This window comes from Massilia aquatica (assembly GCF_011682045.1).
Lineage (GTDB): Bacteria > Pseudomonadota > Gammaproteobacteria > Burkholderiales > Burkholderiaceae_D > Telluria_A > Telluria_A aquatica.
In genome coordinates this window covers 1-14,636 of the sequence record NZ_VVIW01000049.1, presented here as the reverse complement: position 1 = coordinate 14,636, position 14,636 = coordinate 1, and the positions used below count along the sequence as shown (strand labels likewise).

At 61.9% G+C, this 14,636-nt stretch carries 11 protein-coding genes and 1 pseudogene; 7 read left to right on the top strand and 5 right to left on the bottom strand.

Translation table 11 applies throughout. The features are described from left to right. Window positions 1-1,466: 1,466 nt before the first annotated feature. Both F1609_RS33420 and F1609_RS33410 read left to right on the top strand, forming a co-directional pair. Window positions 1,467-2,628, top strand: a pseudogene (locus F1609_RS33420) (IS3 family transposase); the annotation flags it as partial. Between the two features lie 777 nt (window positions 2,629-3,405). Then, window positions 3,406-3,918: a hypothetical protein gene (locus F1609_RS33410; protein ID WP_196785524.1), complete on the top strand. Its 513-nt coding sequence runs from the start codon at window positions 3,406-3,408 to the stop codon at window positions 3,916-3,918. Window positions 3,919-3,925: 7 nt separating this feature from the next. Here F1609_RS33410 and F1609_RS33405 read toward each other — a convergent pair whose 3' ends face one another. Continuing rightward, on the bottom strand, window positions 3,926-4,087 hold the full coding sequence (locus F1609_RS33405; protein WP_167082165.1) for a hypothetical protein: 162 nt from the start codon (window positions 4,085-4,087) through the stop codon (window positions 3,926-3,928). A 326-nt stretch (window positions 4,088-4,413) separates the two neighbouring features. On the opposite strand from F1609_RS33405, the gene F1609_RS33400 reads away from it, so the two are divergent. Continuing rightward, the gene (locus F1609_RS33400) at window positions 4,414-5,556 is read left to right on the top strand and encodes a Kelch repeat-containing protein (RefSeq protein ID WP_167082163.1); all 1,143 of its coding nucleotides are present in this window, start codon (window positions 4,414-4,416) and stop codon (window positions 5,554-5,556) included. A 19-nt stretch (window positions 5,557-5,575) separates the two neighbouring features. Here F1609_RS33400 and F1609_RS33395 read toward each other — a convergent pair whose 3' ends face one another. After that, window positions 5,576-6,850: a c-type cytochrome gene (locus tag F1609_RS33395; RefSeq protein ID WP_167082161.1), complete on the bottom strand. Its 1,275-nt coding sequence runs from the start codon at window positions 6,848-6,850 to the stop codon at window positions 5,576-5,578. 15 nt (window positions 6,851-6,865) lie between these two features. Next, window positions 6,866-7,579, bottom strand: coding sequence for a c-type cytochrome (locus tag F1609_RS33390; RefSeq protein WP_167082159.1), 714 nt, complete (start codon window positions 7,577-7,579; stop codon window positions 6,866-6,868). A 134-nt stretch (window positions 7,580-7,713) separates the two neighbouring features. Here F1609_RS33390 and F1609_RS33385 point away from each other — a divergent pair, with 134 nt between their 5' ends. The 3 genes from F1609_RS33385 (at window position 7,714) to F1609_RS33375 (ending at window position 10,001) form a co-directional block, all read left to right on the top strand. Next, a complete protein-coding gene (locus F1609_RS33385) occupies window positions 7,714-8,598 on the top strand; it encodes a LysR family transcriptional regulator (RefSeq protein WP_167082157.1) in 885 nt (294 codons plus the stop codon). Window positions 8,599-8,696: 98 nt separating this feature from the next. Then, window positions 8,697-9,125 carry a RidA family protein gene (locus tag F1609_RS33380; RefSeq protein ID WP_167082155.1) on the top strand — a complete coding sequence of 143 codons (429 nt, stop codon included), beginning with the start codon at window positions 8,697-8,699 and terminating at the stop codon, window positions 9,123-9,125. Between the two features lie 54 nt (window positions 9,126-9,179). Then, window positions 9,180-10,001: a hypothetical protein gene (locus F1609_RS33375; protein WP_167082147.1), complete on the top strand. Its 822-nt coding sequence runs from the start codon at window positions 9,180-9,182 to the stop codon at window positions 9,999-10,001. Between the two features lie 42 nt (window positions 10,002-10,043). Here F1609_RS33375 and F1609_RS33370 read toward each other — a convergent pair whose 3' ends face one another. Further along, complete coding sequence (locus tag F1609_RS33370; protein ID WP_167082153.1) at window positions 10,044-10,649, bottom strand: 3'-5' exonuclease; 606 nt, start codon at window positions 10,647-10,649, stop codon at window positions 10,044-10,046. 11 nt (window positions 10,650-10,660) lie between these two features. Next, a complete protein-coding gene (locus F1609_RS33365; RefSeq protein WP_167082151.1) occupies window positions 10,661-11,185 on the bottom strand; it encodes a ProQ/FINO family protein in 525 nt (174 codons plus the stop codon). Window positions 11,186-11,726: 541 nt separating this feature from the next. On the opposite strand from F1609_RS33365, the gene rpoD reads away from it, so the two are divergent. After that, window positions 11,727-14,312 carry an RNA polymerase sigma factor RpoD gene (gene rpoD, locus F1609_RS33360; RefSeq protein ID WP_167082149.1) on the top strand — a complete coding sequence of 862 codons (2,586 nt, stop codon included), beginning with the start codon at window positions 11,727-11,729 and terminating at the stop codon, window positions 14,310-14,312. The last annotated feature ends 324 nt before the right edge of the window (window positions 14,313-14,636 follow it).

Genomic DNA, 14,636 nt, shown 5'->3' with positions numbered 1-14,636 from the left:
GCCTCCTTTTGCAGTTGAACAATGAGCTGATACATCATTTCATTTCGCGGGCAAAGAAGGCCGAGGCCTTTTTTAAGATAGTCACATCCTGTCTAAGCTGCACATTTTCCGCCTCCAATTGCCGGATACTCTGCTGCTCGGCAGTGAGTGGCTTGCCGATGCCCCGCTGGCCGCTCTGCTCAGCCCCGTACTGGGTCAGCCAGCGGCGGATTGCGGTCTGACCACTTCCAGCTTCAGGCTGGGATCGAATGTCTTCCGCTTTCTTGTTGCCATGTATTACTCCTCAGATGGTGGATTTTCCACCTATTGAGGTATCCGAGCAAATTAGACCACAGCAGTCCGAGACGCCCGGCAGTTACCCGCTATTTGCCGGTAATTCGAGGTGCCCTAAGCAAAACAACAGGAGTTAGCTTTGGACAAAGGTCAGCGTTAACGACGTTTCGGTCTCCAGCATCTCGTCCGGTGCCGGCGTGGCTGTCCAGATGCACTTCGTCTATTCGCAGACGATCAAGAAGGGACCGACGCGACGGTGTAGCTGCAGATACGCTTGAGGGCCACGTGCCGCATTAACCAGACCTCCTGATCGATCGTTCGCGGCGTCGGGGTGAGAGGGCCGCGAGCTGATGGCGATCGCGACCTTCATGCCGGCGTTGGCCAGCTTTACCGACAGGCTGCAAACAGGGTGTTTAATTGAGTTGTTGCATTATTAGCCGTGGGTGCTCCTGCAAAACTTGCTAGAAAACTGTCAACTGCGCCTCGACAGTTGCTCGGATATGCGCCTCCACGTTCATTTGCGGCATACCATGTCGTTCCCCACGTTGTGATTGTTGGTGCGGTCGTATCAGCCGTTGTTCCGACCAGGACACTATGACCGTATCCCTGCGACTCGTGATAGTACACACCTGCATTAAGCTGGACCGGTGTGCTACTTCTTCTCGTCCCTGGCCCCATCACACCAAAACCCCCATCAACTTGTCCCCAGCTGAAGGCCCCTATTGCAGGAAGGTATAAAACAGTGTGTCGGTGTGCCCCTGAGCGCTGTGTTGCCGTACTATTCGCACAAAAAAATACGACATGATATTGATAAACAGTCATTATTCCTCCACGTATCCAAATTTAAGTCGGGACTCTCGTGTATTTTTGCCTGTATCTGAAGAAAAATTAAGTAACAATCGAGCTCTTGATAAAATACATTATCAAGAGTAACGCCCAAGCCTTCCGGAGCAGGCAGGTCGAGTTGCGTGACCACATGGTCAGCTGCGGCTTCGAACCAGGATAGTGGAGCTACGATTTGACAAAGTCTTCGTGCTGGCGCCGGCACTACGTCAACCAGTCGCCGATCTGTACCAAGACAGTCACGGCTATCGGCGATCGCCATCTTGGGGATTGACTCCCAGGTGAGTATAGTGGCCCCACGATTTGAGACAGCAGTTTAAGCTATGGTCCTCAACGGAGGATCGCCGGGAATGACGGAAACAAAGAAGCGGAAAGTGCACAGCGCGGAGTTCAAGGCGAAGGTCGGTCTGGAGGCCGTACGCGGGGTCAAGACGGTCAACGAGATCGCCCAGCTGCACGGCGTCCACCCGGTGATGGTGAGCCAATGGAAGAAGGAGATCCTGGCGAACGCCGGCACGTTATTCGAGGGCAAGCGCGGTCCCAAGGTGGAACTGGAGCACGAGAAGAAGGACCGTCTGTTTGGCGAGATCGGGCGCCTGAAGATGGAGCTGGACTGGCTTAAAAAAAGTCAGGCCTGTAAGTGGCGCGGTGCGGCTGGGGTGGATCGGGCCGGACCCTAAACTGCCGCTGTCGCGACAGTATGAGCTGGCCAGCGTGTCGCGGGCCACGGTGTATCGGCCGCGTGTGGCCGTGCCCGTCGACGAGGATGACCTGGCGCTGTGCGCGTTGATCGACGAGGAGTACACCCTGCACCCGTTCTACGGCAGCCGGCGGATGGTAGTGATCCTGCTGCGGCAGGGCTGGCTGGTGAACCGCAAGCGGGTGCAGCGCCTGATGCGCGTGATGGGCCTGGTGGGGATGGCGCCCGGTCCGAGCACGACGGTGCGGCATCCTGGGCACAAAGTCTATCCGTACTTGCTGCGCGGCGTGGCGGTGGTCCGGCCCAACCATGTGTGGAGCACCGACATCACGTACATCAGGCTGGCACGCGGCTTTGCGTATTTGGTGGCGGTGATCGACTGGTACTCGCGGCGTGTGCTGTCCTGGCGCATCAGCAACAGCATGGACGCTCCGCCCTGCGTGGACTGCTTGGAAGAAGCGTTGATCAGTCACGGCAAGCCGGACATCTTCAACACGGACCAGGGCGTACAGTTCACGAGCATGGCGTTCACTGGCGTGCTGCTGCGGGAAGGCGTGGCGATCAGCATGGATGGCCGGGGCCGGGCGCTGGATAACATCTTCGTCGAGCGCCTGTGGCGTAACGTCAAACACGAAGACGTGTACCTGAACGGATACGCGACGATGGGTGACCTGACGGTCGGGCTGACGCGCTACTTCGCCTTCTATAACGAGGAGCGGCCGCACCAGTCGTTGAACTACCGGACGCCGGATGTGGTGTACGCCAGTGGCGAGGGCGGCGGCGCGATGATCGTGGACAAATACGGCAGTGCCGCAGTCACACCGTTGGTAACTTCAGGCGCTGTGGCGGAGCATGGGGCTCCGCCACAAGCCCCGCCCTGCCGGGAGCGGGACGCGATCAATTCTGCCGTCGCGGGAGTGGGAAATTAAGCAAGCCAGGACAGCGCTGTGCAGCTGTAAGCAGTGGCATGATCATAGCTTAAACTCCGGTACAAATTGTCTTGACGGTGGGGTCCACTTTACCTGGTTGACGAGGTCATCGGAAATCTGGAATCACTCAGGGAGTTCGGCGGCACGCTCGATATCATCTTATGCGAGGATGTTCCTCGATTTTAGATGCCGGTTTATGCGCGTCCGACCCCGCCAGTCACGCTAAAAGGGCGGGCCAGCGCCCGCCCTGGAGAATGCCTCAATCGAGCGGCACGCCCCGGTACTTGTTGACCTCCGAGGCCGTCACCGGCGGCGCCTTGTTGCTCCAGCTATTGCGCAGGTGGCTCACCACGGCAGCGACTTCATCATCGTCCATGAGGTGGCTGTACGGCGGCATGCCGTACGGACGCGCTGGCGCCCGCACGCACGACGGTGGCCGGCGGTTGGCTGCCGTTGTCGTCGATCATTTGCCCTGCCTCTTTTGCGCGCTGGCTTTGTGCAAGATCAAACGTATCGCCCCTTCCGCTCCGGACATTGACTCAACTCAATCAGGCCAGACAATAGCGGCCTGATGCGTTGACGCCCTGTCATTGCAATTCCTATACTGGTCGCTCTCCGTTTCGAGGAAGAAATTTCCTAACCAACCAAAGAGGATTTCATATGACCATGCAAGCGATGATGAAAATGCCGATGCCCATGTCGGGCGCCATGAACGGCTTGCCGATGCAAGCCATGATGCCGATGATGCCGATGATGATGTGCACGATGACCATGAAAATGAGCGCCGGCAAAACCGAATGCGAATTCAAGCCTGCCCAGGGCATGGACAAGGCGGACTTCCAGGGCAGTTGCGAGATGATCGAGATGATGGTGCAGGCCGGTATGCCGCTGGCTTTTCAAGCAGGCAATATGTGCATGATTGGCGTCAGCGCTGCGTCGCCGGCGGGCACCCCGATGATGATGCCGATGATGATGGCGGTAATGCCGTCGATGATGTGCACCGTCAAATTCGACAAGAAGCCCGACATGATGATGTGCCAGATGGCCCCGGGCCAGGGCATGAACATGGACGCGTTCAACGGCTGCTGCAAGCTGATGGAAAAAATGATGCAGCTCGGTATGCCGATGATGGTTACTTGCAACGGCTCGCCGGTCATGTCATGCACGGTGTGACGCGCAGTTAACCGTATCTGATAAAACCGAACAGATACGGATAGGCGCGTTGCATGGCGATCGCCTGCATCGCCATGCGGCGCGCCGCGCGCCGCTGTCGTTCTTGCTTGAGGTCCCGCACGTTCGACACCGGGACCGCTTTCTCTTCCAACATTGTCATCGCCATCACGCAGCCCTCCAGGAATTCCTGCCTTAGTCTTTCATGCCTATCCTAGCAAGCTTGGCGTCGTATCCGAACGATTGATTCCAGATTAGCTTATGCAGGTCTTGTACCGGGCCGATAGCGCCGTGCCGCACGCCCCCGGCCGGCCGAAGGACGTGCCCGGTCTATCCCTGGCTTGATCCAGATCAATCATGGGTCTTCGACCCGTACTACGATGACGAACCACCTCGTAAAAAATGCGCAGCTCGCTTCTGCAGGCATGCCGGTGAAGCAGGCTTCCCGATAAGTTTTTCCTCCGCGCATCCCGGCATGGAATCGAACCGGAGCTGACCATGAAACCGCTGTACGCGCCCCTCCTCGCCACCTTGATCCTCCCCGCCGCGTTTGCCCAGCACAGCGACTGCCGCCAGTCGTGGATGCCGCCCGACGCGCCCGCCTTTTGCCCGTTCGAGCCGGAACCATCGCTGCCGGAAGCGCGCACCTATCACGCGGTCACGAATGCCGGAAAGAATGTCTACGTTGCCGGCGGCTACCAGTTCACCGCGGCGACCGGGGTGGTGACTTACTACAACAGCGTGCTGCTGTCGCGGGTCGGGGCCAACGGCCGCCTCGGCGCGTGGAGCGTCGAACCGGCATTTGCCACAGCGCGCGCGGGAACGGCGCTGGCGCAGGCCGGCAACTGCCTGTTCCTCGGTGGCGGCAGCTCGTCGACGCCGACCTCGCTCAATTACTACGACGATGTCCAGTTCGCGCGCATCCAGGCCAATGGCCGCCTGTCGGCCTGGAGTACCAGCCCGGCGCGCCTGAAAACGCCGCGCTCGAACCACAGCCTGCTGGCCATTGCCGGCGAGCAGGGCACGTTTTTGTATGCGGTGGCGGGGGTAACCCAGATCGGCGCTGACACAGTGCACCTGGACACCGTGGAGGTCGCCAAAGTCGGCGCCGACTGCGCGCTCGGTCCCTGGCAGGCCGCTAACTTCCACATGAAAGGTGGACGCAGTTCGCCCCAGGCGCTGGCGGTGCGCAAGCACATCGTGACGATCGGTGGCTGGGGCGACCTCGACTTGCATGATGTGTACGACGACGTGCAGGTCGCGGCGCCGCGTCCGGACGGCACCCTGGCGCCATGGCAAACCTCGCCCGCGCGCCTGACCTCGGGTTTGTACGGCCACGCCTCGGTGTTCGTGCCGTCGCCGCAAGGGCCGCAGGCGCCGCTGCTGCTGACCGTGGGCGGCCAGCCGGGCACCGGGGCCTACGCCAACTGGATCAACTATACCTATGTCCAGCGCAACGAAAGCTTGCCGGACGCGCTGGGCCGCTGGCGCATTGCGCCCACCGGCAAGTTGCCGAACGGGCGCGCCGGGCTGGGGGCGGTGGAGGTGGACGGGCGCCTGTTCGTCATCGGCGGCAACGACGCGGCCGGGGTGTATTACCGCGACGTGCTGTCGGCGCGCTTCGATGCGGGGCGGCCGTAGAGGTCGGTCGCAATCGGCCTCAATCGAGCGGCACGCCCCGGTACTTGTTGACTTCCGAGGCCGTCACCGGCGGCGCCTTGTTGCTCCAGCTATTGCGCAGGTAGCTCACCACGGCAGCGACTTCATAATCGTCCATGAGGTGGCTGTACGGCGGCATGCCGTACGGACGCGGATTGCCGGCCGTGCCCGGCGCAAAGCCGCCGTTGAGCACGATGCGGATCGGGTTGACCGCTTCCTTCATGGTCAGCGCGCGGTTGCCGTCCAGCGGCGGATAGTGCGGCGGCAAGCCTTTGCCGTCGGCGCCGTGGCACTCGATGCAATTCGCCTCATACAGTTTCTTGCCCTGCGCCAGCACCGTGATCACGCGCGGATCGGTGGATGCCTCCATCACCGGCGCCGGCGTGGCCGGCAGCGACTTCAGATACACCGCCATCGCCGTCACATCCCCGGTTTCCAGGTGCTGCAGGCTGCGCTGCACCACTTCGGCCATCGGCCCGAACACGGTGGCGCGCGGCGAGATGCCGGTCTTGAGCAGGTCGACAATGTGCGGCACTTCCCAACTGCCCAGGCCCGCTTCGGCGTCGGAGGTGAGCGATGGCGCATACCAGCCGATCATCGGAATCAGTCCGCCCGACAAGCCTTCCTCGCTGGCGCCGAAGCTGTTGCGCGTACTGTGGCAGGCGGCGCAGTGGCCCAGGCCCTCGACCAGGTAGGCGCCACGGTTCCATTGCGCGTTCTGGGTGCCGACCGGCACGTATTCGCCCGGCTTGAAGTACAGCAGGCGCCAGCCGGCCAGCATGATTTGCTGGTTATACGGGAACGACAGCTTGTGCGGCTGGTTCGGCGCCTTTTGCGCGGGAACGCTCTGCATGAAGGCGTACAGAGCGTCCGAATCGGCGCGGCTGACCTTGGTGTAATTGGTGTACGGGAAGGCCGGATACAGCAGGCGCCCATCGCGTGACTTGCCGTTGTGCAGTGCGTTCCAGAAGTCGTCGGCGCTCCAGGCGCCGATGCCGCTCTCGCGGTCGGAGGTGATGTTCGGCGCGACCAGGCTGCCGAACGGCGTTTCCAGGGCGCGCCCGCCGGCGTATTCGGCCCCGCCGCGCACGGTGTGGCAAGCCATGCAGTCGCCGGCCTTGGCCAGATAGGCGCCACGGGCGATGTTCTGGGCGGTCGGCGCGAAGTCGGCCGGTGACTTGGAGGCGATGAAGTCGTTGCGCGGCCAGGCGACGGCTGCGGCCACGCCAAGCGCGCCGGCCAGCAGCGCCAGGCTGATGAGTATTTTCTTTTTCATGGATCGGTTCCTGGCTTAGTCCGGGGCGCTGCCGCAGTTGATCGGCAGGGGGCGCGCGATGGTAGCGGCCGGGCGGGCCTCGGGCGCAACTTGCTGGGTGCCGAGCCAGGATGACACGGCGTTGACGTCTTCCAGGCTGAGGCGTTCGGTGATGACGGCCATGCAGTCGGGTGCGTGGGTGCGGCGCGTCTTGGTGCGCCAGGCGCCGAACTGGGCGTTGATATAGTCGCGCGGCAAGCCGGCCAGGCCGGGAATCGCCGGGCTCACGCCGGTCAGCTTGTCGCCGTGGCAGGCGATGCAGGCCGGCACTTTGAGGGCCGGGTCGCCCTGCAGGGCCAGCTGGCGGCCGCGCGCGAGCACGGCGGGCGTGGACGAGGTGGCCTGCGGCGGTGGCGGCGGCAAGTGTTCGGCGGAGAAATGGGCGGCGATCTCGTGCAGGTAGGCGTCGGGCAGGTGATCGACCATGTAGGTCATCAGCGGATACTGGCGGCGGCCTTCGCGGAAATTGAGCAGCTGGTTGTACAGATAGCCGGCCGGTTTGCCGGAAATACGCGGGAAGTAGGCGTCGTTGACGTCTTTTTTCGCATGGCAGGAGGCGCAGGCCAGCAGGCGCTGCGACATCGTGTCCGGCAGCACGGCGGGACGCTCGGCCGCATGCAGCGGGGCCGCAGCGAGCGTGCCGAACGCAAGCGCGCCCAGTACAAGTGCGCGGGTAGGGGTGATTCGCATGGATGATTCTCTGATAAGGTGACCGGTGACAGCATCATAGCGCGTCGGGGCAGGGCACGACAGGTGCAGCGCGCGGCGAAAAAGCGGATCAGGGCGGGGCAGGACCATTCACGGGAAAGGCAGGAAAGGCGTTCATGATCGACAAGCTGGAGATCAATCACTTACGAATGCTCGCTGCCTTGTACAAGCACGGCACGCTGTCGGCGGCGGCCGAGAATATGGGCGTGTCGCAGCAGGCGATCAGCCTGCAATTGAAGAAACTGCGCGCGCTGTTGCGCGACCCGCTGTTCGTGCGCACCGGGCACGGCATGGCGGCCACGCCTTACGCGCGCTTGATCGAGCCGCATATCGGGCAGGTGCTGGCACACATCAGCGCCATTCCGCCGCCCGGCTCGGTCACGCCGGCGCAGATCGAACGCACGCTGGCCATCTGCGCCACCGACTATACGCAAAAAGTCATCGTCGGCCCGCTGCTGCGCGAGTTGCGCGAGTTGGCGCCGAAGGTGAAAATCATTGTCAGCGGCATCGAGGTCAATCATCTGACGCAAAAAATGCAGCGCGGCGAGATTGACATGGCGTTCACCTCCGACGGTTACGTGCCGGTAGGGCTGATCTCCGAGCCGCTGTTCATCGAACAGTACCGCTGCGTGTCGGCCGACCAAGCCATGCTCGCCGGCGGCGTGATGGCGCTCGATCAGGTGGTCGACTACGACTTTATCATCACCTCGCCCGGCATCGGCAGCTTCAAGGGATCGGCGGATACCTGGTTCGAGCGGCAGGGCTTGCGCCGCAAGGTGGTGCTGTCGGCGCCATCGTTTTTCATGGCGATGGATTATCTGAAGCAGTCAAGCATGGTCGGCTTCATCCCAACCCGCCTGCTGCCCTGCGATGGCTTGTTCGACATCCCGCTGGAAAAATACCCGCCCGGCTACGAAGTCGTGGCGGCCTACCACCCAAGCGCGAACAACGATCCCTTCCTGCGCTGGCTGCTGGAGAGGGTGCGCCTGCTGTCGATCTGACCATGCGTTCGCTTGTATCGCTTACAAGCGCGCCTCGGTTGATAGCCGGGCGGCGCGCCCGCATACTGCGGCCTCATTCTCTTTCAGCGAGGTCGTTCATGCGTATCAAACAAATCAATCCCGCCGCCTTGTATGACGGCGCACCGTTCGGCATGTCGCAGGCTGCGGTCGATAGCGGCAGTGGGCTTGTCTTTGTATCGGGGCAGGTCGATTGGGATACGCATTACCAGGTCAGACACGGCGGCATCGCAGAGCAGGCCGAGAGCGCCTTGCAGAACCTGTTGACGGTGCTCGATGCGGCGGGTTCGTCAACAGGCAATGTGCTGCAACTGCGCGTGTATGTGCGCGGCGAACTGGGCGACTATATGGAGATACTGGCGCCGATCATGAGCAAATACTTCGGCGCATCGCGTCCGGCGCTGACCGGTATTGGCGTCGCCTCGCTGGCGTCGCCGCAAACCTTGATCGAGATCGAGGCTCTGGCCAGGGTGTGCGACGAGGTGCAGGCGCAGCAATGTATTGTGTAGTTGGCATCATTATAGGGTAGAATCCGGTTTTTCCTATATAGAATGATAACTTCCATGACGCATCGTTTGCTTTCTTTTTCCCTGCTCGCCTGCGCCCTGCTGGCCGCGTGCGGCAAGTCGCCGGATGCGGCGTCGCCGGCGCCGGGCGCGGATGCACCTGCCGCCTCCGCCGGATCGGGGCAAGGGGCCAGTTGGGAAGTGGTGTTGCTCCAGCGCGAGGAACCACCGAACCAGGCGCTCAAGATGATGCACGACGCTGCCTACCTCTCTTGCGTCGAGTTTGCCAAGTTGAGCAACATGCCGGTCAAGCCGTTTCCGGTGGCCCCCGCCGATTACATGGATGAGCGGGAGACCTGGATTGGCAACGGCAGCTCGACCGTGGTGATCACCGAGCGGCTTGGTGGCGAGGAGAAAGGCGAGATGGTCCCGGAGAATGGCTGCGCGTACAGCCTGCGCACCCGCAAAGAAGTCCTGGTGCAGATCCGGCATGGCGGCAAGTCGACCTCGATCGTGAACGGCAAGGTGAAAGACATGACCGATCTGCCGCCGAAATCGCCTTACGCGTCCAAGCCGGATACAGGCACGCCTCGTCATACCGAGCCGCGCACGGTGAATAAGGTCGAGTTGCGCTGCCTGCCGAAGTCAGCCGGGGTATTGAATACCAATCAGCCTCTCGATTTACGCGAGGAGTGCGTCTACAAGACCGATAACGTGCTGCTCGATACCATGGGCCGGCCGCTGATCCTGCTCTCACATGCGCATATGGATATAGTCAACCCCAAATACGCGATGACCACGATCCGCGAACCGCTGTCGCTGCGCCGCCTCGACAAAAGCGAGAAGGAAATTTACCAGGTCAGTAACTGGGCCAAATAGACAGGGAATGGGGCGACCGCCGGGCGCCGCCAGGCCGGATGCTCAGGTGGCGGCCTTGGCCGCCGCCTGGTCCGAACGCCAGCGCCGGTACACGCGCAAGGCCACATGCGCATCGTCGGCGGCGTACAGGATCTGCTTGTCGCTCAGACGCGGCAAGGACCAGTTGGTGGTGGTGATCTTCTTGGATTTTTGCAGCTTCTGGCCGAAGAAACGCGCTACCGCGGTCTTGGCGCCCAGGGTGTTGCGCTCGCCCTTGCGCAGCGCGTTCGACAGGTCGAGCACGTTGTGGGTGCCGATGCCGAGCTTGCTTTGCAGGCGCAGGATGTCATCCTTCAAACCGAAACCCACCTTGAGGATGGTGGTCGATTCGAGCACGGCCTTGATCACCTCGACGGCCGCCCCGGCAGGTTTGCCGCCGATCTGGAACAGGTAAGCAAGCTCGTCGGTTGCCAGCTGCACCAGGTGCGGGCCGGTCGACTGCTCTCCCTTGAGGAAGGTCGGCTTCGATTCGGTATCGAAGCCAAGCACGTCCGTGGAAGAGAGCGCCGCCAGCGCCTCGGCCGCATCCTGTTCGGAGCGGACCATGCGCACCTTGGCCATCGTGATGCCGTCGTAAGGCGGCAGCAGCGCGTCCGGATCGCTCGTCATTGCGGCGGAAATCAACCGTTGCGCGAGAACTTGGAGGCGAGCTGGAGCAGCTTTTCCTGGCGCAGGCGGTTCGCTTCGTCGGCCTGGGCGGCGTCGCGTTCGGCCTTCTTGCGCTCGGCTTCTTTCTTGAAGCGCTGCTGCAAGGTTTCTTTGGCGTGGGTGCGGTGGATGTCGGTCACTTCCGCGCCGGCAACGCCGTCGAGGTCGTAGCGCACCGTGGCTTTTTCCATCGCGCGCAGGTAGCGCAGGGATCCGGTGTGGATGCCCAGCGCGGCGCGCATGGCCTTGCGGTCGAGGCCGGGAATGCGCGCCAGCAGTTGCTTGTCGATGCCGATAGCCAGGGGCAGGCAATCGCGGAAAGCAGGGAACTGTTGTTGCAATTGCTTGAGCAGGGAGCGCGCGCTTTGCGCGGGTGCCGGGGCGGTAGCGGTAGCCGGAGCGGTAGCCGGAGCGGTATCCGACACGGTAGCCGGTGCGTTAGCCGGGGCGGTGACAGGAACGTCCGCGGACTCGGCGGCAAGACTAGTTGTATTCATTGACTTCATTGTAAGAGCTGGAACCGGAAGGATAGCATGCGGCCATAGGCGCGTGCGCGGATTTTATTCGCTTTTGGACGTTGCGCGCATGCGCGGAAGACCGGGGAATCGTGTATAATGCTCCTCTTGTCCTGCGCGCGGGTTGACGAAGCGCAGAAGGTTCAGCCAGTTGGAAGAGGGCGTCCCGGCACCGGCGGTATCGGCCAAGATTATATCTTTGGCTTATATCTGGTATTCGATATATCAATTATCGCGATATCTCTCCGTGGTGCATAATGGTGACTGTCTCCTCTGTTCTTCATCTGAAAATAGATTCAAGCCCGTTTTGCCACGGGTTTTTTTTCGTTCCGCCATGCACAGCGCCATTTTGATCATAGCACACGCACCACAGCACCCCCGCACGGGGTACGCCCAACAGGGCCATCGATGCATCCGGTCGTGCTTGCAATTCGGCTACATCGCCCTTAGCTAGGGCCATCCTGATACACGTTCCATCGAGCACGGTACGCCGGGCCCGGGTGGATTATTGACTGGAGTTTTAATGAAGAACACCGCGAAGACCTTGACCCTGACCGCCACCAAAGCGCCGCGCAAGAGCAGTGCCCAACTGGCCGTACCGAAAACCGCAACCTCCTACTTCCTCGAAACGGAAGCGGCGGCCAAGGTCACGGTGGTCAAGAAGGGTTCGCGCCTGGCTGCGGTGATGGCTGCCGCCGATCCGGTCGAGCTGGTCGAGGTGGGCACGCCTGCCGCAATCACCCAGGATGCGGTCCAGGACGCGGTCCAGGACGCAGGCGCCTACAGCGCCGAGACCATGCTGGCGTCCGCGCCGGCCGCCGACGGCGCCGCCGTGCCGGTGGTGGTGCGCAAGCGCTCCAAGCTGGCCGTGCGCCCCGACCTGGTCGCCGGGGTCGATGCCGACCTGGTGCCTGGCATGAAAGTGGCGCCCAAAGCGCGCACTGCGGTCAAGAAGATGGACCCGGAACCGACCATGATCCAGACCGCCGGCCAGGCCGTCAGCCAGACCACCGACGCGGCCGCGCTGGCCGCGATCGATACCTCCGGCTACTTGCTGCCATCGGTCAAGGTACCGGGCCGCCGCGGCCGTAAACCGAGCGAATTCACGCCGGAAAACGACGAAGTCGCCGCGCTCAACGCGGTCGAGCGCGCCGAACTGAAAGCGGTCTCGAAAGCCAAGGAACGCAAAGCCAAGGGTGGCGTGAACGGCATGCTGGCCGCCGATCCAAAAGCTTCTGAAGCGGATATGGAACGCCGGCGCCAGCAGATCAAGAACCTGATCAACATGGGCAAGGAGCGCGGCTACCTGACCTACGCCGAGATCAACGATCAACTGCCGGAAAACATCATCGATCCGGAAGCGGTCGAAGGCATCATCGCCACCTTCAACGACATGGGCATCGCGGTCTACGAGCGCGCGCCGGACGCCGAAATGATGCTGCTGACCGATACGGTCGCCACCGCCACCAGCGACGACGAAGTCGAAGCGGCTGCGGCCACGGCGCTGTCGACGGTCGACTCCGACTTCGGCCGCACCACCGATCCGGTCCGCATGTACATGCGCGAAATGGGCGCGGTCGCGCTGCTCACGCGCGAAGGCGAGATCGAAATCGCCAAGCGCATCGAGGGCGGCCTGAAAGACATGGTCCAGGCCATTTCGGCCTGCCCGACAACGATCGCCGAAATCATCGCGCTGTCGCACAAGATCGCCAACGACGACCTCAAGGTCGACGAAGTGGTGGACGGTTTCGTCGATCACAACGAGAGCTCGGCCCCGGCCGCGCCGGTAGTGCACGCCGCGCCGTCGGAAGATGACGAAGAAGAGGAAGAAGAAGTCGAGGAAGAAGACGGCGACGCCAATGGCGGCGCGGCTGGTTTCTCGGCCGAACAGCTGGTCCAGCTGCGCAAGAACGCGCTCGACAAGTTCAAGATCATCGAAACCGAATTCGACAAGATGGCCAAGGCCTTCGAGAAAGATGGCTACGGCACCAAGAACTACGTCAAGGCGCAGGAAGTCATCTCGAACGAGCTGCTCGGCATCCGCTTCACCGCCAAGGTCGTCGAAAAGCTGTGCGACACGCTGCGCGGCCAGATGGATGAAGTGCGCCATATCGAAAAAGCCGTGCTGGCGATCTGCGTGGACCGCTGCGGCATGCCGCGCGCCCACTTCATCAAGGTTTTCCCGGGCAACGAGACGGACCTGGCCTGGGTCGACCGCGAAGTCGACTGCGCCTATCCGTACAGCGTGGTGCTGAGCCGTAACGTTCCGGCGATCAAGGAACTGCAACAGCGCATGATCGACCTGCAAGCGCGCGTGGCATTGCCGCTGGCCGACCTGCGCAAGATCAACAAGCAGATGGCCGCCGGCGAAAAGCGTGCGCGTCACGCCAAGCGCGAGATGACGGTTGCCAACTTGCGCCTGGTGATTTCGATCGCCAAGAAGTACATCAACCGCGGCCTGCAATTCCTCGATCTGATCCAGGAGGGCAATATCGGCCTGCTGAAAGCGGTCGACAAGTTCGAATATCGTCGCGGCTACAAATTCTCGACGTATGCAACCTGGTGGATCCGCCAGGCGATCACGCGTTCGATCGCGGACATGGCGCGCACCATCCGCGTGCCGGTGCACATGATCGAAACGATCAACAAGATGAACCGTATTTCGCGCCAGATCATGCAGGAAACCGGCAGCGAGCCGGACCTGGCGACCCTGGCCCTGAAGATGGAAATGCCGGAGAACAAGGTTCGCGAGATCATGAAGATCGCCAAAGAGCCGATTTCGATGGAAACGCCGATGGGCGAAGATGGCGATTCACAACTGGGCGACTTCATCGAAGACAACGCCACCCTGGCGCCGCTGGACGCCGCATTGCACGCCTCGATGCGCAATGTGATCAAGGAAGTGCTCGATTCGCTGACCCCGCGCGAAGCAAAAGTGTTGCGTATGCGCTACGGTGTCGAGATGTCGAACGACCACACCCTGGAAGAAGTGGGCAAGCAGTTCGACGTCACGCGCGAGCGGATTCGCCAGATCGAAGCGAAAGCGATGAGCAAGCTGCGCCAGCCGTCGCGTTCGGACAAGCTCAAGAGCTTCCTGCACAACCATTAAGATGCGCTGTTTGCGCCGGTCTCCAGGCCGGCGCCATGGTGGAAAAAGCCGTGTTCACCCGCCAGGGTGTACGCGGCTTTTTTACGTCCCGACCGGCCAGCATGCACCAGCGCTGAACGTCGCCAATACCACCGTCTCTCCCGCGCAGGCGGGGGGCATACCACCCATGAGCACAGGTGCCATGGACCCCCGCCTGCGCGCTACTGTGTACCCACATTTCTGCAACCTTCGTCGTTGGCGTATGTCGAAGCGATAATGTCAGATTGTGGAGGCGGCGATGGAGGCGACAATGTTGGTAGCCGATGCTCCTTGCATCGGGGAGTT